Origin of the sequence: Pelomonas sp. SE-A7 (genome assembly GCF_030345705.1) — a bacterium.
Taxonomy (GTDB): domain Bacteria; phylum Pseudomonadota; class Gammaproteobacteria; order Burkholderiales; family Burkholderiaceae_C; genus JAUASW01.
Genome location: NZ_JAUASW010000001.1, coordinates 887,532 through 910,255, shown reverse-complemented (window position 1 = coordinate 910,255; position 22,724 = coordinate 887,532). Strand labels below are relative to the sequence as shown.

The window sequence follows — 22,724 nt, the reverse complement described above, 5'->3', positions numbered from 1 at the left end:
ATCGTTAGCGCTGGAGTTGGCGAGGTTGCGGCACGGGCTCAAGCTTGACACCGCCACGCGCGATGTGAAGGGGGACCAGCTTGAAGGCTTCCAGTGCATTGGCCGCTTGGCCGTCGGTGGTGACCGCCAGCGTCAGCGTGTTCTCGCCGTTGGGGTTGAGGATGCCGGGCGGTATCACGAAGACCCGCTGCGGCCCGATGTGGGCAATGAACTGGCCCATGTGCCAGCCGTTGACGAAGATCAGCGCGCGGTTCTCCACCTCGGAACGCGGCTGGCTGGTTTCGCCGAAGGCCAGGCCCAGCTGCACGTCGTGTCCGGCCGGCAGGTCGAGCTTGAAGTTCGTCCGCAGCCAGTAGCTGCCGGGCGCGGGCGGCGCGGCCGTGGGCTTGGTGGCTTCCCAGGCCGGGTCGGCCTTGCCGTTGAAGGGCAGGTACCAGCCCATGCGCTCGCCGTGCAGGCCGCCGTTGTTCATGGGGCCGCGCACCAGGTCGGCAATGTCCTCGCCGCCCTTGTTGCCCTGGATCTTCCAGGCGATGGGCACGGCGAAGCGCTGGCCGCCGCGCGGAGCCAGCGAGGCGGCGATCAGGCCGCGGGCTTCCTTGTGGGCGTCGTCGGCGAACAGGTCCCAGTTGTGCGAGTTGTTGCGCACCACCACAGCGAGCTGGTGTTCGCCCGGGGCCAGGTCTTGCAGCAGGCGCTTGAAGGTGTCGGTGGTCTCGGGGAAGGGCCGGCCGGTGTCGTGTTCCTGCTGGCCGAGGAAGCGGCCATCCAGCCAGACCTGGATCAGGCCGGCGCCGCCGCCGCCGAAGAACAGCTCCAGCTGCAGCGGCTTGCTCTTGTCGCTGACCGTAAAGCGGCCGCGGTACCAGACATCGCCGTGGTGGAAGCCGTAGTCGCTCATGGCCAGCACCGGCTGGCCCTTGTCTGGCGCGGTGTAGACATTGGCAGCCGAGACGCCGGCATCGGCCTTGCGCCAAGCGCTGTCGTCGAAGCCCGGTGCGGCTTCCAGCGAATCGAAGCGGCGGGTCCAGGCTTCCTGCATCAGGTCGGGCAGCTTGATGGCAAGCGGGCCGGGCAGGGCGCGGCTGGCTGTCAGGCTGTCGTCCTGCTTGCGAACGGCCAGGCGCTCGCCGTTGAAGCTCAGCTGCTTGATGCCGTCCGGCACCCAGACCCGCAGGGGGCTTTCCTGCTGGGTATCGCCTTGCAGCGCGAGCAGATCGCCTTCGATGGCGGCAGTGCGCATCAGGCCGGGGCCGTGCACCAGCACGGCTTCGCTTCCTGCCTGCAAGCGCCAAAAGGCCCAAGCGGTCTTCTCGTCGGCGATCAGCAGGCGCAGCGGCGCGCGGCCGCCTTCGCTGAGGGCGATCTCGATCAGGCCCTGGTGCACATAGTTGAGCCGCAGGTCGCCGGTCTTGGCATCGAAGACGACATCGGCCTTGCCGGCCAGCAGCTTGATTTGTGGCCTGCGTTCGAAGCGCAAGACGGTCTCGCCGTCTTCGCCGGCACGGCCATAGAGCAGGGCGAGGTCACGCGCGCCCTGGCGCATCTGGGCCTGCAGCTCGGAGGTCGAGTACACGAGCTGCTGGCGCTCCAGCGCATAGGACGCGAGCAAGAGCTTGGCATCCTGGCCCGAGAGCTGCAGCCTGCCGGCCTGCGGCACGCGGTAGCTGCCGTCACGCGTCTTCAGCTCGAACGAGAAGGCCTCGCTGCCGGTGTTGGACGAAGGGTTGTGCTGGGCGAACAGCACATGGCTGCCCAGGGCCTTGTTGAGGTTGTGATACAGCTTGATCTTGGGATTGGAGGGCGCGATCGGCTCGCCCTTGTCCATCTCGGCCAGCACCGGCGTGGCTGCCTGCACGAGCCCTCCCAGCTGCTTCAGCACATAGGCCTTGTCGCGCAGCGCGCGGGCCTCGTTGATTGGCGAGCCGTAGTCGTAGGAGGTGTAGACGATGGGCCCCGGCTGCCAGCCCCAGCTGGTGCCGCCATAGGCCATGTAGATGGAATGGATGGTCAGGGCATTGATCAGGCTGGCGCCGTAGAACACGCGCTGGTAGCCCGGGCCCTGGCGCTGGGCCGTGCATTCGTAGGTGCCGTTCGAGCCCCAGTAGTCGAACCAGCCGGCGCCGATCTCGGCCACGAAGCCCGGCGTGTTGGGCGAGGCCAGCGAGCCTATCTTCGGAGCGTTCGTGCCGTAGATGCCCCAGTCGGGCGCGCGGGCCGGCGCGCCGGGCCTGGCATCGACGCCGCAGACGCCGCCGGGATAGCCGTCGAAGGCATAGAGGTCGGTCGGCCCCGGGTTGGCAAAGGGCGCGGTGGAGTTCTTCGGCGTCCAGTCCGGCAGCCGCGAGGCGGCGTTGTGGAACAGCGGCAGGGTGATGCCGTCGGCCCGGGCCTTGTCGGCCAGGTGCTGCATGTGGCGGATGTTCTTGGGCTGGACCGAGAACAGCTCGTTCTCCAGCTGATAGGCGATGACCGTGCCGCCGCTGTTCGTCAGCTGGTGGCGGGCCACGATGGCGTTCACCTGGGTCAGCCATTCGTCGGCCGCGTCCTGGTACTCGGCCGCATCGGTGCGGGCCTCGGCGCGGTTGCGCAGCAGCCAGCCCGGGAAGCCGCCGGCCGTCAGCTCGGCGTTCACATAGGGCCCGGTGCGGGCGATCACGTAGAGGCCTTCCTGCTCGGCCATCTCCAGCACCCGCTCGATGTTGCGGACGTTGCTGAAGTCGTAGTGGCCCGGCTTGGCCGAGTGATAGCCCCAGGAGAAATAGATAGAGACCGCGTTCAGCCCCGAGGCCTTCATCTTCTGCAGCACGTCGCGCCAGAGGCTGGGCGAGGGCAGGCGGAACGGATGGAACTCGCCGGCGAACACCATCTCGCGGCGGCCGTCGATGATCAGCGAATGGCGGTCCCAGGCGATGCTCCTGGCCTTGCCCTTGGGCGCGATGACCTTGTCCAGCACGGCCGTGTCCTCGGCGATGACGGTGAAGTGGCGCACCGTGCCCGAGATGCCGCCCAGCTCCTTCCTGGCCGTCCAGGTGTTCAAGCCGTCGAAGCTGTCGGAATACCAGTAGCGCTTGGTCGTGTAGTCGTCGAAGTAGATGCGCCAGCCGCCGGGAATCTTCACCAGGGCCTGGCCTTCCGAGGGGCCGCCCCAGCCGGCCCAATCGCCGGTGCGGTCCAGCGTCCAGGGGCCTTGCAGCGAGGTGGCCGTGGCGCGCTCGATCAGCTTGGTGGTCTCGTTCTTGGTGAAGGCGACATAGCGGCCTTCATGCCGGATCACGAAGGTATCGATGTAGTTGCCCTGCAGGCCTTGCATCGGCACCGGGTCGGCGAAGCGCGTGAGGCTGGCGTCCAGGGCCTTGAGCAGATAGGCACCGAACGGGCCTTGCGTACCCGACTTCGACAGCGAGACCACGAGGCTGAGGCTGCCGTCCTCGTCGCGGAACCATTCCGGCGCCCAGACGTTGGTGACACCGGCCAGCTTGACCGGCAGGTCGATCAGGTGCGTCCAGTGGCGCAGGTCGCTGGAGCGGGCGATGCCCAGCGTGCTGCCCGACCAGTTGGTGGTGTAGGCCACGTAGTAGAGGCCGTCGGCGCCGCGCAGGATGGACGGGTCGCGCAGCAGCTCCTTGGCCGGCGTGTAGACCTCCGAGCCGAGCGAAGTGAAGGTGATGCCGTCGTTCGACGAGAACAGGCTCAGGGTGTTCTGCGAAGTGGCCATGAAGGCCGACATCAGAAAGGTCTTCTCGCCCTTGGGCACGGCGAGCTGCTTGCGCGCTGCGGCGCCCTGGGCCGCGCCTACCTGTCCGGGCAGGTCTTGCGCCAGGCCAAGCAGCGGTGCCAGCAGCGCCAGCAGGCTCAGCAATCGAATCAGGGCAGCGGGCATGGTGAAGGCAATGCAGCAGGGCTGTCTTGAGGATGGCTCGCAGTGTGCACGCAGAAGCTCTCAGCAATCGCTCAACAGCTTGCGAGATCGCAGCGGCCGTGCGATGCAGGGTGCCTATGGTTTCCCCTAGGGCTGAGTCTGGCCCTCGACTCGCTCAAACGATTGATCGCTGCACGGCAGACCTGGCGCCTAGCATGGCTGCATGAACAGAACACATGCCATGTCTCTGCTGACCCTGGTCGCGAGCCTGCTGATGGGCAGCGCGGCCGAGGCCCAGGTCAAGCTGACGGTGCTGGCCGACCAGCCCGGTGCCGTGATCCACCGCAATGTCTACGGCCAGTTCGCCGAGCACCTGGGCACCGGCATCTACGAAGGCCTTTGGGTCGGCCCCGAATCCAGGGTTCCCAATCTGCGCGGCTGGCGCATCGACGTGGTCAAGGCGCTCAAGAACCTCAAGGTGCCCCTGGTCCGATGGCCGGGCGGCTGCTTCGCCGACGAGTACCACTGGCGCGAAGGCATAGGCCCGCGCCAACAACGGCCGGTCAAGGTCAACACCACCTGGGGCGGCGTGGCCGAGACCAATGCGGTGGGCACGCATGAGTTCTTCGACCTGGTCGAGCAGGTCGGCGCCGAGGCGTATGTGAATGGCAATCTGGGAACCGGCAGCGCCCAGGAGACGGCCGAATGGCTGGAGTACATGACGGCCGAGGGCCAATCCACGCTGGCCGAGCTGCGCCGCAAGAACGGCCGCGACAAGCCTTTCCGCGTTCACTACTTCGCCATAGGCAACGAGGCCTGGGGCTGCGGCGGCCATATGCGGCCGGAGTACTACGTGGACCTGTACCGCCAGTTCGCCACCTTTGCCAAGGCGCCGCGTGGCAGCCGGCCGGTCTTCATCGCCAGCGGCGGCCATGACGAGCGCACCGACTGGACCGAGGCGCTGGCCAAGGGCCTCAAGGGCGTGCCCTTCGGCGCAATCTCGCACCATGGCTACACCCTGCCCACCGGCAAGTGGGACAAGAAGGGTAGCGCCGTCGGTTTCGGCGAGGACCAGTGGATCTCGACCCTGGCCCATACGCTGAAGATCGACGACTACATCGCCAGGAACAAGGCCGTGCTGGACCAGCACGACCCCAAGAAGCAGATCGGCTTCTTCTTCGATGAATGGGGCAGCTGGTACGACCCCGAGCCCGGCACCGACCCGGGCTTCCTGGTCCAGCGCAACACGCTGCGCGATGCGCTGCTCGCGGCCTTGCACTTCAACGTCTTCCACGCCCATGCCGACCGGGTGCGGATGAGCAACGTGGCCCAGATGGTCAATGTGCTGCAGGCCATGATCGTCACCAGCAAGGACAAGCTGGCCCTGACCCCGACCTACCACGCCTTCGAGATGTACACGCCCTTCCAGGACGCCACCTCGCTGGGCCTGCGGCTGGAGAACAACCCGGCCTACAGCGTGGGTGCGGTCAGCATGCCCAGCCTCAGCGCCACGGCGGCGCGCGGCAAGGACGGCCGGCTCTGGCTGGGCCTGGTCAACAGCGACCCGAACAAGCCGCAGGAGTTGCTGCTGGACCTGGCGGGCGCGGGTGCCGCGGTCACCTCGGCCAAGGGCCGGGTGCTCACCGCCGCGGCCATGGATGCCGAGAACCGCATCGGCGAGACCGAGCAGGTCCGGCCGCAGCCCTACGAGGCCGGCCTGGTCAACGGCAAGCTGCTGCTCAAGCTGCCGGCCAAATCGGTGGTGGTGGTCGCGCTGACTCGCTGAGGCCCTGAGGCGCCGGCCGGAACAGAAACACCGGCTTGCCCGGCGAGGGGCTAGCGGGTCTACTGCGGCGGTCGCCAGCCCAAAGCCGCATCGCCATGAAGATCCATTCCCTCACCCCCATCCTCAACGTCAGCAGCGTGGTCGACAGCCTGCTCTGGTTCGAGCGCCTGGGCTGGAGACGCTCCTTCACCTACAACGAGGGCGGCATGATCGACGGGGCCGAGTTGCGCAACGAGCACGGCGACGCCGGCTTTGCCGGACTCTGCGCCGGCGAGGCCCAGCTGTTTCTCTGCCAGGACGGCCAGGGCCTGCGCGGCGGCGCTCCGGCGCGCTTCCTCGGCGATGAAGCCGCGGGCGCCATGTGGATGAGCCTCTGGCTGGGCAGCCCAGCTGAGGTGGACGAGGCCCATGCCCTGGCCCTGGCTCACGGCATCACCGTGCTGTGGCCGCCGACCGACGAGCCCTGGGGCGTGCGCGAGTGCCGCATCATGCATCCGGACGGCCATGTGTTCCGGCTGTCGGCCGGGCTGGGCGAATGAGGCGCGGGACGGCTACATCGGCTTGAACAAGTGGCCGAAGGCGCGGCTGACCTTGAGCGGTCGCTGCAGGCCTCGCACGCTCAGGCTGTAGTGGCCGTTCTCGTCGCGCGTGGCGCTGAGGATGCAGTGGCTGTTGACCATCAGGCTTCGATGAACCTGGATGAAGTCTTCTGAATCGATGCGCGCCATCAGCTCGCGCAGGCTGATGCGCACCAGGGCTTCGGCGGTGGGCGTCACCACGTTCACGTATTTCTCGGTGGCCTCGAAGCAAATCACCTCGCTGACCGGAATCATGCGCACCGTGTTGCCCACGCCGGCGCGGATGACCTTGATGCGCTCAGGTACCTCGGCCTCGGGCGCGGCCAGACCCTGCAGGCGCTGCATCAGGGTGGCCAGGTCTCCGGCACCGGGCTGGGCCCGGCGCTCGGCCAGCCGGGCCTTGAGCCGCTCCACGCTCTGCTGAAGCCGCTCGGCCGTGGCCGGCTTGAGCAGGTAGTCGACCGCCGCGCGCTCGAAGGCCGGCACGGCATAGCTGTCGTAGGCGGTGACGAAGACGAACAGCGGCTCCGGGCGATCGTCCGGCCATTCGTCGGCCACGATCTCGGCCACTTCGAGGCCGGTGCGGCCCGGCATCTTGATGTCCAGGAACATGACGTCGGGTGCCTTGGACAGAGCCAGCTCGGCGGCCTGCAGGCCGTCCTCGGCCAGGCCGACGATCTGCAGCTCCGGCCAGAGTTCGCCCAGCAATCGGGCGAGGGTGCGGGCCAGCAGCGGCTCGTCTTCGGCAATGACGGCAGTGGGTGGGGCGAGCGGATTCATTCAGACCTCGTCTAGGGATTCAGGCGGGAAGATGGATGACGGCAGTGACGCCGGTGGGCTGGCGACGCTCCAGGCGCAGTTCGGCGCCCGGTCCGTAGACCACGCGCAGCCGGTCGCGTACATGCTGCAGGCCATAGCTGCTGTTGGCCGGCCGGGCCGCGGCGCTGTTGTCCTCGTCGGCCGGCAGGCCCAGGCCGCTGTCGCTGACCCGGATCTCCAGGCCGCCGGCCACGCTGCGGGCCGTGATCTCGATGCGGCCGGGCCCGACCTTGGGCTCCAGGCCATGCTTGATCGCGTTCTCGACCAGGGGCTGCAGCAGCATGGGCGGCACCACCGTCTGCTCCAGCTCGGCCGGCAGGTCCAGGCTGTAGCTCAGGCGCGTCCCCATGCGCAGGGCCATGATGTCCAGGTAGGCCCGCAGCTGGGCGAACTCGAGGCGCAGCTGGACCGATTCGGTCTGCGAGGCGGCCAGGGCGCTGCGCAGGTAGACGATCAGCTGGTCGATCATGGTCTCGGCCCGGTCCACGTCCTCGCGCAGCAGCGAGCGCAGATTGGCCAGGGTGTTGAACAGCATGTGCGGCTCCAGCTGCGCCCTCAGCAGGCGCAGCTGGGCTTCGACCGCCAGGCGCTGCGCCTCGGAGCGCGCGGCTGCCTCCTTGGCCAGTTGCTCGCGCGTGGCGTAGTAGTGCAGGCCCAGGCCGCCGACCAGCACGGTGAAGACGATGGGTATGGTGCTGATGTGCTGGTGGCCGACCATGTGCATCGGCTCGCCGAGCAGCACGAAGGCGATCTGGTGGCCGAGGAAGTAGCCGACCGGGATGGCGACCACGCCGGTCAGGGCCCAGCGCCGCGCCAGCGGCAGGCGCTCGAACTGTCGGGTCCGCTGCAGCAGCAGCGCCGTTGCGACCAGGGTCAGGCCAACGCATTCGGAGAACACCAGCAGCCGGGGCCAGGTGTCCAGTCCGGGGGCGAGGAAGAACAGCAGCGTGGCGGCCAGCGCCCAGAACAGCGCCGAGGCCAGCAATGCCGGCAGGACGCTACGCAGCAGTGCAACAGGCCATCGAACGGCGGGAACGGAACTGGGCATGGGATGGGCGTCGTCGGAGAGTCAGGAAGCCGGTGCCACTCTAGGGCCGGCCGGGTCGGCAGCCAAGCGCCGCCAGGGCGGGTTCTCCTCCCTGGCGCCGAGGACAACCCGGGTTGCTTACTTGGCTTCGCAGCTGCAGTCCGGGCCGCATTGGCATTGCGGGCCGCAGGCGCAGGAGGGCTGCTGAGGAGCGTGTTGGCTGGTGGTCTGGCAACCGCAGCCGCAGCTCGGGCCCGGGCAGGTCTGGCATTGGCAGGGGGTTTGCTGGTCTTGGTTCATGGTGAGGGTCCTTGCTTGGGTTGAGCCGGTGACGACTTGTCCTCGGCCAGCGAACTCTGACCGGCGCCGTCCGGCCTCGACATCGACTTGAGACGAAGGGTTGCGGCTTGTGCCGCAGCGGTCGTCGGCATCGACCGAACGGTCGCGGCTGCCGCCCTGCCTGCGCCCCGGCAGCGTGAGCACCGTTCGGTCGATGCGGAGAACCGCTGCCGGACAAGCGCCGACGCTTGATCGCAATCGCCTGTCGGCCCTGGACCGCGCCGCCGAAAGTCCGCTGCGGCGCCGGCAATCGGCCTCGCGCCGTCCACCACCTCAAGGAGTTCCCATGTTTCGCAGCCTTCGCACCCGCCTTTCCATCCTGGCTCTCGGCAGCCTGACCGCCTGCATGTCGGCGCCGCCCGACCTGGACCTGTCGCTGAACCGTCCCACCGTGAACGCGAAGTACCTGGTCGCCCTGCAGCCGCCGTCCGCGGCGCCGGCCATCAACCAGATGCACAGCTGGCACATCAAGCTGAGCACGCCCGACGGAGCGCCGGTCAGCGGCGCCCTCATCGCGGTCGATGGCGGCATGCCGCAGCATGGCCATGGCCTGCCGACCCAGCCCAAGGTGACCCGCGAGCTGGCGGCCGGCCTCTATCTGATGGAGGGCATGAAGTTCAGCATGACCGGCTGGTGGGAGATCAAGCTGGCGATCCAGGGCGCGCCCGGCGCCGACCGGGTCACCTTCAACACCGTGATCAAGAATCCCTCGGACAAGCGCTGAGCCGGCCATGCGCGGATTCAACACCCCCCTGGCCGTCCGCACGGCGCTGGCTGGCGCGGCCGCCGTCGTGCTGATGAACTGCATGGCCGCCGGACTGTGGCCCGGGTCGGGCTCCGTGCCGGTGCGCTGGAGCGCCGAGGAATTCGACCAGCTGGCCTCCTTGCGGCTGGCGGCGCTGCCGGCGACTCCGCGCGATCCCTCGAATGCCGTCGAAGCTTCGACCGCGGCCATAGCCCTGGGCCAGCGCCTGTTCTCCGACCCGCGCTTCAGCCGCAACGGCGCCGTGTCCTGCGCCAGCTGCCACGACCCGGCCCGGCAGTTCCAGGACGGGCTGGCCGTGTCGCGCGGCCTGGGCACGGGAACCCGCCGCGCCATGCCCGTGGTCGGCGCGGGCCACAGCCCCTGGCTGTTCTGGGACGGCCGCAAGGACAGCCTCTGGTCGCAGGCCCTGGGACCGCTGGAAGACGCGCTTGAGCATGGCGGCAATCGGCTGCGCTATGCGCGGCTGATGCAGCAGCACTACGGAAAGGAGTACGCACAGCTGTTCGGCACGCTGCCCGACTTCGGCGCGCTACCGCAGGATGCAAGCCCGCTGGGCACGGCCACCGAGCAGGCGGCCTGGCAGGGCATGGACGAAGCTTCGCGCGAGCAGGTCTCGCGGGTCTTTGCCAATCTGGGCAAGGCGATTGCCGCCTACGAGAAGAGCCTGCAGCCGGAACCGACCCGGCTCGACCGGTATCTCGATGCGCTGGTCCAGGGCGAGGCCCGCCAGACCGGACTGCTCGATGCCCAGGAGATCCGCGGCCTGCGACTCTTCATAGGCAAGGGCCAGTGCATCGGTTGCCACAACGGGCCGCTGTTCACCGACCAGCATTTCCACAACACCGGCGTACCGCAGCGCGACCCAGCCAAGCCGGATCGAGGCCGCGCGGCCGCCCTGGCCAAGGTCCGTGGCGATGAATTCAACTGCCTGGGCCGCTTCAGCGATGCCCGCGCCGAGCAATGCGAGGAGCTGCGCTTCCTGGTCGAGCAGGACGCCAGCCTGGAAGCCGCCTTCAAGACGCCGGGCCTGCGCGGCGTGGCGCTGCGGCCGCCATACATGCATGCCGGCCAGATCGCCTCGCTGGAGGAGGTGGTCCGGCACTACGTGGCGGCTCCGCATGCCGGGGTCGGCCATTCGGAACTCAGCCACCTGCATGACAAGGCCCCGGTCAAGCCGCGGGCCCACGGTGAACGGGAGCCCATCCTGCTGTCGACCACCGAGCAGCAGGACCTGGTGGCGTTTCTGAGAACCCTGTCTCCGGTCGGGGCGACGGGACTGGGCGCACGCTGACATGCGGGCGTGCGGCGCTCGCCCCGGCGTCCGGGAGGGGCGACGTAGCATAGGGATCCGTCGCCGGAGACTGCCCATGAAGTTGCGCGTCCTTCCATCCGCCTTGTGTCTTGCGCTCGGCCTGAGCCTGGCTGCGGCACGGGCCCAAACCGAGCCGCAGGCCCAGCCCAAGGTCGTGGCCCTGATCGCCACGCTGGGCGACCAGCTGACCATAGTCCGCAAGCGGCCGACGCGTATCAGCAATGTCGAACCCTATTCGCGCAAGGCCTTGCAGGTGGATGGCCAGTTGCTGAACTACTCGGTGCTGCGCGGCCTGGATGCTGCGGTGGCGGCGGCCGAGCCGGAGGCGCGCCGGGTGATGCTGCGCTGGCGGCCGTCCGAGGAGCTGACGGCTCAGCTGAAGAACGCCTCGATCAAGAACGCCGACGAGCTGCTGCTCGCTGCCCTGGTCGGCCAGCTGGCGCAGATGCCGCAGCGGGCGGAGTGGGAGCGCATCGAGGCCATCGTGCCCAGCTATGCCTATGTGGAGAAGGACGGCATGCCGCGACGAATCGGCGGCATTGGCATCTTCATCCAGCCGCTCGGCAGCCAATGGGACATCACCGACGAGGAAGGCGTGGACCGCACCGGCGAGTACAAGGCCGACGACTACGACACGGTGAATCCCAAGACCGGCGTCAAGGGCAAGGACTCATCCTTCGTCGCGCCCTACATCTACTTCGACCGGCTGACGCTGGATGCGAAGACCTTGGCGGTGCTGGCGCGCAAGCCGCATTACGCCAACACCAAGTACAGCGACCCCAAGTCCACCTCGATGGACGTGATGGACGGTCTCTCGCCGGCCGACCTGGTCAGCCACCTCAGCTCGCTGGTTGAGAAGGCCGCGTATCAGGCGATACGCGGCAAGGTGGAGGTCGAGGTCGGACCGGTCAAGCAGCTGCCGGGCAAGTGACGACAGCACGGCGGCGGCGCGCGGCCGCGCAGCCTGCGATGCCGGCAAGCGCCAGTGCTAGGGAACCGGGCTCGGGCACGGCGCCGACCGAGACGTCGTCGAAGTCCCAGTAGGACGCGAAGTTGCCGAAGCCGAAGCTGAGCTCGGTAGCTGCCGAGCTGGCCACGAACTCGTAGACGAACTCCTGGTAGCCGAAGGCGCCGGCGTTGGTGAGCAGCAATTCAGTGGCGCCACCGTCCCAGTTCATGGAGAAGAAATTGGGCATGTCCTGGCTGGCATCGGCCTCGTTCTGCAGCCAGAAGCTCAGGCGGTAGGTGGCGCCGGCCACGGTGGACAAGGTCTGCGAAATCAGGGCCGGATCGGCCGGCGAGGCGCCGAACGAGGCACCGACCAGACCCGAATGCGGCGCGAAGCCGTCGAAGTAGGAGTAGCTGTGGTTGCCGCTCAGGGTCCAGCCCTGGGTCGGATCGGGCGTGGCCTCGAAGCCGCCGTTGATGATGGGGCCGGCCTGGGCCGCGGCCGCGGTGCAGAGCAGGGCGGCGCTGGCGAGCAGGCGCTTGGCGGCCTGGAGTTGCTTCATCATGTTGCGTTCCTTTTGATCAGGGGTGGGGCGGCTTACTTGACGCGGCGCTTGTCGACCGCGACCACGGTCACGCTGCCGTTGGCCGTGCAGCCGTACTGGTTGCTGACCTTGAAGCCGTAGCTGTAGGTGCCGGCGGCCGTGGGGGCGAACTGGGCCGTGGCGCCATTGAGGGCGGTGAGGCCGGTGGCCGGTGTCCAGGCGAAGCTGCTGATGTCGCCGGCTTGCAGGTCCGAGGCTGTCAGGGTCAGGCTTTGCGCGCCCACGCCCAGCGTCACCGTGTTGACCGGATAGCCGGTGGTGGCCGCACTGGTGTTGGTGATCGTCACCGCCGGCTGCGGGATGGCGCCGACCACCGTGAGTTGGGCCGCGGCCGAAGCGCTGTTGCCAGCCTTGTCGATGGCGCTCAGCGTCACCGAGCTCGTGCCAATGTCGGCGCAGCTGAAGTGGCTGCGGCTCAGGCTCAGCGAGGCGATGCCCCAGTTGTCCGAGCTGCCGGCATTGACGTCGGCCGGCAGGATGTCGACGCTGCCGTTGGTCAGGTTGCGCGAGATGGCCTGGGTCTTGACCACGGGAGCGGTCGTGTCGTCGCTGACGAGGCTCGAGGCCGCGCTCTCGTTGTGCAGCCGGTTCAGGCTGGTCACCGCGTAGAAGTAGTACTTGCCGGCGGCGGCCGTGGTGTCGGTGAACGTGGTCTCGCCGGCATTGGTCAGGCCGACCAGGTTGGCCGGGTCCTCGGTGTTGATGGGCGCCAGTTCAGAACGGTAGATCGCGTAGCGGCGCACCTTCTCGAACTCGCTGCTGACCGCGGCCGGCTGCGACCAGGCCAGGCTGACCGAGTTGTTGGCATTGAGCGTGGCGCTCACGCCCAGCGGCGTGCCCGGGGTGAGCTCGGTCTTCCAGGGCATGGTCGGCAGCAGGGCCGGCTTCTTGTAGGTGGTGTTCATCAGCTCGGTGCGGTAGCTGAGCGGGTTGGACACCAGGAAGCCTTGGCGGAAATGGATCTGGCCGCTGATGCCGGCCGTGCCGCGGTTCAGGGCAATCTGCTTGACGATCTGGTTGTTCGGGTTGGCATCGGTCCAGCCCGTGGTGTTGACCTTGTAGTCGGCCAGGCCCATGTACATGTGGCGGCCGAAGGTGTTCTGGCTCCACCACGGCACCAGCAGCTGGTAGTCGGAGCCGGTCTGGCCTATGTACCAGTACAGCTGCGGCGCCAGGTAGTCCACCCAGCCCGACTGCAGCCACAAGCGGGTGTCGGCATAGCTGTTGGAGTAATGCTGGAAGGCGCCGGTGCTGGTCCAGGAACCGATGGCCGGGTTGGACGCGCCGTTCGGATAGCCCGGGTCGCTGCGGTAGATGCCCGAAGGCGAGACACCGAACTTCACCCAGGGCTTGGCCGCGCGGATGCTGGCGCCGATGCGCGAGATCAAGAGGCTGACGTTGTCGCGCCGCCAGTCGGCACGGCCGGCCGTGGTGTTGGCGAAGCCGCGCGGGTCGGCGGCATAGGCCGCGTCGTCGACGATGGTGCCGGACTGGTAGAAGTAGTCGTCGAAGTGCAGGCCGTCGATGTCGTAGCGGCTGACGATGTCCATCACCACGCCATGCACGTAGTCGCGCACCGCCGGCAGGCCGGGGTTGAGGATCTGCACCGTGCCCAGGGTCAACAGCCATTCGGGATGCTGCTTGGAGACATGGCTGGCGGCGTACTTCAGCGGGTCGTTGGCGGCCGAGGTGTCGGAGACCGCACGGTAGGGATTCACCCAGGCATGGATCTCCATGCCGCGCTTGCGGCTCTCGTCGATGGCGAACTGCAGCGGATCCCAGGCCGGGTTGGGCGCGGCGCCCTGGGTGCCGGTCAGGTAGTAGGACCAGGGTTCGCTGCTGGCCGGATAGAGGCTGTCGGACTGGCTGCGCACCTGCAGGAACACCGAGTTGATGCCGGTGGCCTTGTTGTGGTCCAGCAGCGTGGTCAGGGCCGTGCGTTGCTGTGCCGGCGTCTGGGTGCGGTTGGGCCAGTCCAGGCTCAGGTGGGTGCTGATCCAGACGCCGCGCAGCTCGCGCTTGGGCGTGACCTGGGCATGGCTGGTGGCCAGGGCGCAAAGCGCGGCGGCCAGGCATAGGAGCTTCTTCATACCGACATGTCTCCGTGGTGGGTGCTCTGAATGAAACCGGACAAGTTGTAGACCAATTTCAATTTCAGTAGACCATTAACGGTACCAATTTGGCAATGCGGATTGCTCGCCAATGCTCGGCAACCAGACCGCCTATTCAGGGGGTGCCCGGAGAAACTGGCAATGCGGCAGCCGACCCGGAGCTGGCGCGCTGCCGGGTTTTGTCACTAATTTGGACTACATATGGCCTAGAAACGACCCGGGCGAACGAGGCTCAGTGGCTCAGCAGATGGGCAATGGCGGCCGTGATGGTGGCCATCTGTGCCCGGTTGCATTCGGCCGGACTGGTGGACGGACTGTCCGGGTAGACCTCGGTGGTGGTCACGAAGCGGGCATCGGTGACGCCGCCGCACAGGCCCAGCAAGCGCTTGTCGTATTCGATGACGCCACGCTGCTGCAAAGGCGTGCCGATGATGCAGCCGTGCTCATCGGCCTCGGTGATCTGGGTCACACGCTCGACGGCATCGATCAGGGCGCGCTGGAACTCGGGCACGGGCCGCGCGGTATCGGCCACGACGTAGTAACCGTCCGGGATCGCATGCCAGTCGAAGGCCTTGCCGTCGCGCGCCGCCTTGGCCGGGCCGAACTCGCTGTTGTCGGTGTCGGTGGTCTCGTGCAGGTCCACATGCAGGTCCACCTTGCCGGCGTGCAGCTTGATGCAGGCCATGGCCTGGGCTGCTTCGGAGACCGGGCTGTCGGCGATGAAGTGCCGGTTCGGGTCCAGGGCCTCAGGGTTCCAGCGGTTGATGCTCTCGTAGCCCCAGGGGCTGATGCAGGGCAGGACCAGCAGATTGACCGAGTCCGCATGGTGGGCGAACTCCTGGGCTATCCACTGCAGGCTGCCTTGAACGCCGCTGGTCTCGTAGCCATGCACGCCGCCGGTGACCAGCACCGTGGGCCGGTCCGGATTCCAGGTCCGGCTGCGCACCGCGTACAGCGGATAGCGGCCCAGGCCCAGCCGGCTGTAGTCGATGGCGCCGTACTCGATCAGTTCGGCCTGCGCCGGCAGGTTCGATTTCAGCGGTGCCAGCACTTCGTCGGCATAGCTGCGCTTGATCTGCTGTTGCGCGAGCCAGAGAGATTTTTCGGCGGCTCCCCAGGGAAGACCGGGGCTGCCAATCGGATAGGGATGGGTGGTGCCGTTCATCGCGCGATCTTGCATCAGGCGGCGGCCACAGGGCGTTTGGCACGCCAGATCAGCAGGCCGCCCAGGGCCAGGCCGATCAGCGAGGCGTAGACGTTGAGCCGCATCAGCGTGGGCGTGCTGGCAAAGCAGAAGACCGCCAGGCCGATCAGATTGGCCTGGTGGGTGCGCCGCGCGGTGGCTGGCTCGACCGTCACCAGGCCGCGCCGCATCGCGGTCCAGTAGAAGAGAGTCTGCAGCAGCACGATCAGGCCTATGACGGGTACATAGACCAGCAGGGCCGTGAGATTGATCGTGTAGCGGCCCAGCAGGGCCGAGGCAAAGGGGAAGAAGCAGACCAGGGCCAGGAAGCTCAGCGCGCAGACCAGCACCGGCAGGTCGATCTCGCGCACCTGTTCGGCCAGGCGGTGGTGCCAGACCCAGAACAGGCCCAGCATGGCAAAGCTGAAGAAGTAGGCGCCTATCACGTAGCCGTGATGCATCAGCGCATGCAGCAGTTCCTCGGCGGAGTGCCGGTCTGACAGCTCGGGCACCTTCACCTCCAGCACCAGGATGGTCATGGCGATGGCGAACACACCATCGACCAGGGTTTCCAGGCGGCTGCGATGGATGCGAAAGGATGGCTTGCTCATGGGCGCGTGGCTCCGACCTCGGGAGGCCGGAGCATAGCCGCGGGGCTCTGGGCCCCGGCCCCGGGTTTCGCCGCAGTGGGCCGGCGAAACCGTCCCGGGAATCAGGCGCTCAGCACGCCCTGGATGTGCTTGGCGATGGCGTCGTCCTGGCAGTTCGGGAAGAACAGCTGCTGGAACTTTTCGCCCGAGACTGCGGCCTTGAGCAGGTCCTGGTCCACCGACTTCAGCACCGTCAGCATGTCCTTGCAGGAGGCGGCCTTGAGGTCCTTCAGGATGCCACGGTTCTTGGCCATGATGGCGGCGCGCTCCTTGGGATAGCCGGCGCCGCGCTCGTTCTCGAGCAGCTTGCGGTAGCAGTCCTGCAGGTTCAGTTCGGCGGCCCAGCCGAAGCCCTTGGCATAGGGCATGGACATGCAGTTGCCGTCGTTGATCTGGCCGAACAGGAAGGCGTCGGTCGGATCGATCACCAGGCCGCAGAACACGCCGGGCATGGAGTTGCAGGCCAGCATGGAGCCCATGCCGGTGCCGCAGCCGGTGACGACGAAATCGGCCGCCTTGGAGTTCAGGAGGATGCCGGCCAGCAGGCCGTTCATCACATAGGTCAGCGAGGCCTTGTCCTCGGGCGCGTACATGCCGTAGTGGTGGACCTGGTGGCCCAGCGGCTCGGCCACGGTCTTGAGTGCGTTGTGGACGATCTCGGACTTGGCGGCCTGGCTGTTTTCGATGATGAGGGCGATCTTCATGATGGCGGGCTGGCTTCCCGGAGGAGGCGTTGAAGGACGGTTCTAGGGCAGGCCTGGGCCTGAGGCTTGGACCGCTGGCGCCCAGGCCGCAGGGCCTGCGCGATGGGTGTCGCGCCAGCAGCTCCCCGGGGGCGGGGCAGGACGGCATGGTCCCTGGTTGCCACTGACTGGACGCCATTGTGCCCTGATGTCGGTGGCAAATGGAAAGCTGTTTCAAATAATCCGTTCACAGCGAACGGATTCTGGACCCCGAAGCTCAGCGGATGGCGGCCGGCTGGTCGCTCCAGGGGGCTTCGCGGTGCGGCGTCGCGGCGATGCCGACCAGCGGCCGACGATTCCAGTCGATCACCGAATCGCTGTGCAGCCTGTGGACGACCCAGAGGAAGTAGATCGAGGCCGGCACGCCCAGCAGGTCGAAGGGCAGGGTGATCGCCTCGTGATTGCTGGCCAGGGCCGCGACCAGATGCATGGCCGCACAGGTGGGGAAGACCGCCGCCAGCGACAGGCCGGACAGCGACCAGGAGCGGTCCAGCACATAGCGGCGCACCTGGGTCGCCACCAGGTACCAGCCCACCATGCCGTAGGTGACGGTCACGAAGAGATTGCTGCCCAGGATTACCGAGGCCATGCTGCTGCCGGGCGCCGCCGGCCCCTCGACCGGCAACTGGATGAATCCGCGGGCCGTGCAGATCAGCTGGGTGACCAGCGGGGCCGGCGCCATCATGGCCAGACCGGCCAGGAGACCGACGAGCAGCAGGAACACCGTGGCCAGCGCCGCCATCGTCGTGGGGCGCGCCAGCACGGTGCGGTCGCCTGGGCCGCCTAAGGCGGCCTCGATGCGCAGCAGGCAGAAGATCAGGCCGGCAGGCAGGCCCAGCAGGGTGATGCCCAGCAGCGAGGGCGAGACCGTGCCGCCGTTGAGTACACACCAGCCATGGGCCAGGTGATGCGGGCCGCAGCTGGCCGCCATCATCGAGAAGCCCAGGCCGAAGCGCGAGAGGCCGCGCGTGCGGTACTGGCTGACGGCCTCCCAGGCGCTCAGCAAGCCCAGGCCGGAATAGGCGGCGCCGACCAGCAGGTTCCCTATGCCAATCACCAGCCACATCATGGCGCGGACCCCGTCTTCTTTTCACCCATGGGCGCGCCGATGTGGAACAGGAATTCATCGATGAAGGCCGGGTGGGCCCTTCGCGCGTGACTGCCGAGCTTGGGCCGCAGGCGCTGCGCCCAGCTGACCGGCGCCTGCCAGAGCGGACGTCCCAGCAGCCGCGGAATCTCCGTGGCATCGACCGGCCGGGCGAACAGAAAGCCCTGCGCGACCGGGCAGCCCATCTCGGACAGGGCCGCGGCCTGCTCGGCCGTCTCCACGCCCTCGGCGATCACATGCTTGCCCATGGCATAGGCCAGGCTGAGGATGGAGGACACGATGGCCGTGTCGCCGGCCTCGGCGCCCAGGCCGTCGATGAAGGAGCGGTCGATCTTCAACACCTCGACCGGCAGTTCGCGCAAGCGGCTGAGGGCCGATTGCTCGGTACCGAAATCGTCGATGGCGACATAGACGCCGATGCGTCTGACCCGCTCCAGCATGTCCACCAGCTCCGTGGTCCGGCTCATCAGACCGCTTTCGGTCAGCTCCAGGCACAGGGCATCGGGCCGGATGCCGGTCTCGTCCAGCACCCGCTGCAACTCGGCGGCGAAATCCGGGTTGTCGAGCTGACGGGGCGAGATGTTGACCGTCATCGACAGGGCCGGGCCAATGCCTGCGGCCGACCAGGCGGCCAGCTGGCGGCAGGCCGTGCGCAGCACCTGCCAGCCCAGCTCGTCGATCAGGCGCGACTCCTCGGCCACCGGGATGAATTCCGCCGGCGGCACCTGGCCCAGCTCGGCGTGATGCCAGCGCGCCAGCGCCTCCAGGCCCACGACGCGCCCGGTCGCCAGCTTGACCTGGGGCTGGTAGTGGACGTAAAGGCCACCTTCGCGCAGCGCCAGGCGCAGCTCGGTCTCCACCCGCATCCGCCTCGCGACCCGGGCATGCAGCTCCTCGTTGAAGCGCTCCATGCGGTTGCGGCCGCGGCTCTTGGCGGCGTAGAGCGCGGTGTCGGCATCCCGCAGCAGCTGTTCGGCGGTCTGGGCGCCCGGCGCGGCCAGGGCGGCGCCAATGCTGACCGAGGTGGCCACCTCGCGCCCCGCCATGCGGATCGGCGCGGCCATCGTGGCCAGCACCAGCGCGCCGAGCTCGGACACCAGCCCCTGGTCGGCCTGGGGCAGCAACACCACCAACTCGTCGCCGCCGAAGCGGCTGACCGTGTCGGCAGCGCCCACGCAGGCCGTGATGCGGCGGCTCATCTCGCGCAGCAGCTCGTCACCGGCGTCATGGCCCAGGCTGTCATTCACCAGCTTGAAGTTGTCCACGTCGATGAACAGGACCGCGACCTGGGCCGCCACGGCAGCCTCGGCTTCCAGCGCCTGCTCCAGCCGGTTCAGCAGCACGCCGCGGGTCGGCAGGCCGGTCAGCTGATCGTGGGTGGCCGCATGGACCAGCTCGGCAATCGCCGCCAAGGTCTGCTGCTGGGAGCTCTCGTCGGCGTTCGACTGGTGGAGCAGGGCGTCGCTCATGGCCAGCAGCGAATCGCTGCGCCTGACGCCGAGCCGCCTTGCGGCATGGGCGAGTTCCTCCGAGCTGGGGATCGGCACCGGCTCGGTCATGGGCTTGTCATCCATGCACTTGCTCCACTCGCGCATCCTCCGAGAACTGCTGGCGCGCCAGCCCCGGTCGCAGCCACTTGCTGGCGGCGATCATTCCGCGCCAGCCTCAAATCGGCTTCGCAACCCTGATGGCAACAGGGCCTCTTGTGGTCTGCATTGAAGCATGAGCAGCCATCGGTGCCGCGGGCCGCAGGGCCGCCCGTCCGGCGCCCGATGCCGCCAATCGCCCTACTTTTGGGGGGTGGTCTCGGCCACCAGCTTGAAGCCCCAGACCTGCTGGCGCGACCAGGTGCTCCTGAGGCCGAAGTAGCCGGCCTTCAGCGGCTGCGGATCGGTGAAGGAAAAGAACAGCCGGCCGTCGACGCAGAAGCTCTGGCGGCCGTCGCGGGCCACATGCGTCTGCACCAGGTAGTCGCGGTTGGCATCGAGCAGATGGGCGGCGTCTCCATGCTCTTGAAGGAGCCTGCGCTCTCCGCCCTCGTATTTGCGCAGCCGGGTGCTGGTGTTGCTGTTGCCGCCCATGCCCACGTAGTACAGCTGCAGGTCGTCGTAGGACTCGAACACGCCATCTCGGCCGAAGGGCGGCCGGCCCGGCTGGCGCGGGTCGCTGGCCTGCCAGAACTGGTTGAGGTCGCTGAGCCTGTCGTTGGGCCCACCGGCCAGCACGACCCGGCGGCGGTATTCGATCAGGTAGCCGGTCGCCGGCAGCTCCAGGTCCAGCCAGACGGTGACGCCGCCGGCCGTGTCCAGCAGCAGGCGGCCCTGGCTGATGGTCACGCTGGAGCCCGGCTTGGGCGCGATCTCGGCAAGCCAGCGCGAGTCGGCGGCCAGCGGGCCGTCTGCACGGGGCGCGAAATCATCGGCATAGAGCAAGCGGCCCCTGGCCTTGAATACGTCGAAGTCACAGGCTGCATCAGGTGCAGCCGGGGCCAACGATGAGGCCAGCAGGCTGGCAACGAATAGCAGGTGGCGCATGGCGTATGGGTTTCGGCGGATGCTAATGGAGGCGCGCCTCTTCCTAGAATGGCCCGGCCCCCATGAGCTGATTACTCAAGCAGGAGAGCGTTTCGATGCCAAGCACAGAGTGCCGCGAGTACGGCCGGCTGCCCGACGGCCGGCCGGTCCATGAATACCGGCTGGACAACGGCCGCGGCCTCAGCCTCAGCTGCCTCAGCTATGGCGGCATCGTCACCGGGCTGTGGGTACCCGACGCCAACGGCCAGTCCGCCAACGTGGTGCTCAAGCTGGCCTCGCTGGACGACTATGTGCACCGCAACCAGGGCTTCGGCGTGATCGTGGGCCGCTATGCCAACCGCATCGCCAACGGCCGTTTCATGCTCGATGGGCGCGAGATCCGGCTGGACCGCAATGACGGCCTGCACAGCCTGCACGGCGGCCCGCAAGGATTCGGCGCCAGCCTCTGGCAGGCCGAGTTCGCCGAGCCACGCGCCGGCGAGGCCGCGGCTTTGCAACTCGCGCTGACCAGCCCGGACGGCGACCAGGGCTTCCCGGGCCGCCTGCAGGTCCGCGTGCGCTACAGCCTCGGGCTCGACGCCAGCTGGCGGATCGATTACGAAGCCGAGACCGACGCCCCCAGCCTCGTCAACCTCAGCCACCACGACTACTTCAACCTGGCCGGCCATGGCTCGGCGATGCGCCACCGGCTGTGCATCCCGGCCTCGCGCTACAGCGAGGTCGATGCCGGCCTGATTCCGCTCGGCCATGCCGAGGTGCAGGGCACGCCCTTCGACTTCCGCTCGGCTCGGCCCATCGTCTCGCGCATTCGCCAGGCTCACGAGCAGTTGCTGCGCGGCCGGGGCTACGACCACAACTTCCTGCTCGACGCGCCCTTCGACGGCGAGCTGCACCTGGCGGCGCGACTGGAAGATCCCGCCTCCGGCCGCTGCATGGAGATGTTCACCACCGAGCCGGCCCTGCAGTTCTATTCGGGCAACTACCTGAATGCGAGCCTGAGCGATGGCGAGCAGGTCTACCGCCAGGGCGACGGCCTGTGCCTGGAACCCCAGCATGCGCCGGACTCTCCCAACCACGAGGCCGGCCCCGACTGGCCGAGCACGGTGCTGCGGCCGGGCGAGCTCTACCGCAGCAGCACGCTGCATCGCTTTTCGACCACCGCGGCCTAGGGCGTCGGAAAAGTCCCGGGCAGCAGGATGCCGGCGTCCACTTTCTTCAGCTGCGTGTGGCCGCAGAAGGCCATGGTCACGTCCAGCTCCTTGTGGATGATCTGCAGTGCCTTGGTGACGCCGGCCTGGCCCATGGCGCCCAGGCCGTAGAGGAAGGCGCGGCCGGTCCAGCAGCCGCGGGCACCGAGGGCATAGGCCTTGAGAACGTCCTGGCCGGAGCGGATGCCGCCGTCCATGTGGACCTCGATCTTGCTGCCCACTGCATCGACGATGCGCGGCAGCGCATGGATGCTGGACTCGGCACCATCCAGCTGGCGGCCGCCATGGTTGCTGACCACCAGGGCATCGGCGCCGGAGTTGGCGGCCAGCTTGGCGTCTTCCAGGTCCATGATGCCCTTGAGGATCAGCTTGCCGCCCCAGCGCTGCTTGACCCATTCCACATCGGCCCAGGACAGGCGCGGATCGAACTGCTCATTGGTCCAGGCCGCCAGCGACTTCATGTCGCTGACCGCCTTCACATGGCCGACCAGGTTGCCGAAGGTCCGCCGCTGGGTGCCCAGCATGCCCAGGCACCAGCGCGGCTTGGTGGCGAGGTTGATCAGGTTCGCAATCGTCGGCTTGGGCGGCGCGGTCAGGCCGTTCTTCAGGTCCTTGTGGCGCTGGCCTATCACCTGCAGGTCCAGCGTCAGCACCAGGGCGCTGCAGCGGGCGGCGCGGGCGCGCTCGATCATGCGTTCCATCGCCTCGCGGTCCCGCATCATGTAGAGCTGGAACCAGAACGGCGCCTGGGTGTGGGCGGCAATGTCCTCGATCGAGCAGATGCTCATGGTCGACAGCGTGAACGGGATGCCGAAGGCCTCGGCCGCCTTGGCCGCCAGGATTTCGCCGTCGGCATGCTGCATGCCGGTCAGGCCGGTGGGTGCGATGGCCACGGGCATCTTGTACTGCGTACCCAGCATCTCGACCGCTGTGCTGCGGCCCTCCATGTTGACCGCCACGCGCTGGCGCAGCTTGATCTTCTGGAAGTCGGCCTCGTTGGCGCGGTAGGTGCCCTCGGTCCAGGAGCCCGAATCGGCATAGTCGTAGAACATCCGCGGCACGCGCTTCTTGGCGAGCTGGCGCAGGTCTTCGATGTTGGTGATGACGGGCATGGCGGGGACTCCGGCTGAATGCCCGCCATGCTA

The 22,724-nt window shown here is 67.9% G+C and carries 18 protein-coding genes; 6 read left to right on the top strand and 12 right to left on the bottom strand.

Annotated features, from left to right (window positions below):
• Positions 1–4: 4 nt before the first annotated feature.
• The gene (locus QT382_RS03990; protein WP_289252748.1) at positions 5–3,883 is read right to left on the bottom strand and encodes a beta-galactosidase; all 3,879 of its coding nucleotides are present in this window, start codon (positions 3,881–3,883) and stop codon (positions 5–7) included.
• A gap of 202 nt (positions 3,884–4,085) precedes the next feature.
• Between QT382_RS03990 and QT382_RS03985 the strand changes: the two genes are divergently transcribed.
• Together QT382_RS03985 and QT382_RS03980 are read left to right on the top strand one after the other, a co-directional pair.
• Positions 4,086–5,648, top strand: coding sequence for an alpha-N-arabinofuranosidase (locus tag QT382_RS03985; RefSeq protein ID WP_289252747.1), 1,563 nt, complete (start codon positions 4,086–4,088; stop codon positions 5,646–5,648).
• 95 nt (positions 5,649–5,743) lie between these two features.
• Positions 5,744–6,187 carry a VOC family protein gene (locus tag QT382_RS03980; protein ID WP_289252746.1) on the top strand — a complete coding sequence of 148 codons (444 nt, stop codon included), beginning with the start codon at positions 5,744–5,746 and terminating at the stop codon, positions 6,185–6,187.
• 12 nt (positions 6,188–6,199) lie between these two features.
• Here QT382_RS03980 and QT382_RS03975 read toward each other — a convergent pair whose 3' ends face one another.
• Positions 6,200–7,006: a LytR/AlgR family response regulator transcription factor gene (locus tag QT382_RS03975; protein WP_289252745.1), complete on the bottom strand. Its 807-nt coding sequence runs from the start codon at positions 7,004–7,006 to the stop codon at positions 6,200–6,202.
• A gap of 19 nt (positions 7,007–7,025) precedes the next feature.
• Entirely contained in the window at positions 7,026–8,093 is a 1,068-nt protein-coding gene (locus tag QT382_RS03970; protein ID WP_289252744.1) for a sensor histidine kinase, read from the bottom strand.
• A gap of 604 nt (positions 8,094–8,697) precedes the next feature.
• On the opposite strand from QT382_RS03970, the gene QT382_RS03965 reads away from it, so the two are divergent.
• From QT382_RS03965 to QT382_RS03955, 3 genes are all read left to right on the top strand, one after another.
• Positions 8,698–9,135 carry a FixH family protein gene (locus tag QT382_RS03965; protein ID WP_289252743.1) on the top strand — a complete coding sequence of 146 codons (438 nt, stop codon included), beginning with the start codon at positions 8,698–8,700 and terminating at the stop codon, positions 9,133–9,135.
• A 7-nt stretch (positions 9,136–9,142) separates the two neighbouring features.
• Positions 9,143–10,468 carry a cytochrome-c peroxidase gene (locus tag QT382_RS03960; RefSeq protein ID WP_289252742.1) on the top strand — a complete coding sequence of 442 codons (1,326 nt, stop codon included), beginning with the start codon at positions 9,143–9,145 and terminating at the stop codon, positions 10,466–10,468.
• Positions 10,469–10,544: 76 nt separating this feature from the next.
• Entirely contained in the window at positions 10,545–11,420 is an 876-nt protein-coding gene (locus QT382_RS03955) for a hypothetical protein (protein WP_289252741.1), read from the top strand.
• Here the strand turns inward: QT382_RS03955 and QT382_RS03950 are convergent.
• The 8 genes from QT382_RS03950 to QT382_RS03915 all read right to left on the bottom strand — a co-directional run bounded on the left by QT382_RS03950 (position 11,398) and on the right by QT382_RS03915 (position 20,371).
• A complete protein-coding gene (locus QT382_RS03950; RefSeq protein ID WP_289252740.1) occupies positions 11,398–12,003 on the bottom strand; it encodes a PEP-CTERM sorting domain-containing protein in 606 nt (201 codons plus the stop codon). The two genes, QT382_RS03955 and QT382_RS03950, sit on opposite strands and share 23 nt — an antisense overlap.
• 32 nt (positions 12,004–12,035) lie before the next feature.
• Positions 12,036–14,132 carry a family 10 glycosylhydrolase gene (locus tag QT382_RS03945; protein ID WP_289252739.1) on the bottom strand — a complete coding sequence of 699 codons (2,097 nt, stop codon included), beginning with the start codon at positions 14,130–14,132 and terminating at the stop codon, positions 12,036–12,038.
• Between the two features lie 253 nt (positions 14,133–14,385).
• Complete coding sequence (locus QT382_RS03940) at positions 14,386–15,318, bottom strand: M14 family metallopeptidase (protein ID WP_289252738.1); 933 nt, start codon at positions 15,316–15,318, stop codon at positions 14,386–14,388.
• A 14-nt stretch (positions 15,319–15,332) separates the two neighbouring features.
• The gene (locus tag QT382_RS03935; RefSeq protein ID WP_289252737.1) at positions 15,333–15,947 is read right to left on the bottom strand and encodes a TMEM175 family protein; all 615 of its coding nucleotides are present in this window, start codon (positions 15,945–15,947) and stop codon (positions 15,333–15,335) included.
• A 101-nt stretch (positions 15,948–16,048) separates the two neighbouring features.
• Positions 16,049–16,690, bottom strand: a complete 642-nt coding sequence (locus QT382_RS03930) for an RpiB/LacA/LacB family sugar-phosphate isomerase (RefSeq protein WP_289252736.1) — start codon at positions 16,688–16,690, stop codon at positions 16,049–16,051.
• Between the two features lie 256 nt (positions 16,691–16,946).
• A complete protein-coding gene (locus QT382_RS03925) occupies positions 16,947–17,798 on the bottom strand; it encodes a hypothetical protein (protein WP_289252735.1) in 852 nt (283 codons plus the stop codon).
• Positions 17,795–19,411 carry a putative bifunctional diguanylate cyclase/phosphodiesterase gene (locus QT382_RS03920; RefSeq protein WP_289252734.1) on the bottom strand — a complete coding sequence of 539 codons (1,617 nt, stop codon included), beginning with the start codon at positions 19,409–19,411 and terminating at the stop codon, positions 17,795–17,797. Before QT382_RS03920 ends, QT382_RS03925 begins: the two co-directional genes overlap by 4 nt.
• A gap of 213 nt (positions 19,412–19,624) precedes the next feature.
• Positions 19,625–20,371: a DUF6250 domain-containing protein gene (locus QT382_RS03915; protein ID WP_289252733.1), complete on the bottom strand. Its 747-nt coding sequence runs from the start codon at positions 20,369–20,371 to the stop codon at positions 19,625–19,627.
• Positions 20,372–20,466: 95 nt separating this feature from the next.
• On the opposite strand from QT382_RS03915, the gene QT382_RS03910 reads away from it, so the two are divergent.
• Positions 20,467–21,540, top strand: coding sequence for an aldose epimerase family protein (locus QT382_RS03910; RefSeq protein ID WP_289252732.1), 1,074 nt, complete (start codon positions 20,467–20,469; stop codon positions 21,538–21,540).
• Here QT382_RS03910 and QT382_RS03905 read toward each other — a convergent pair.
• A complete protein-coding gene (locus QT382_RS03905) occupies positions 21,537–22,691 on the bottom strand; it encodes an alpha-hydroxy acid oxidase (RefSeq protein WP_289252731.1) in 1,155 nt (384 codons plus the stop codon). The genes QT382_RS03910 and QT382_RS03905 overlap by 4 nt on opposite strands.
• Positions 22,692–22,724: the final 33 nt, after the last annotated feature.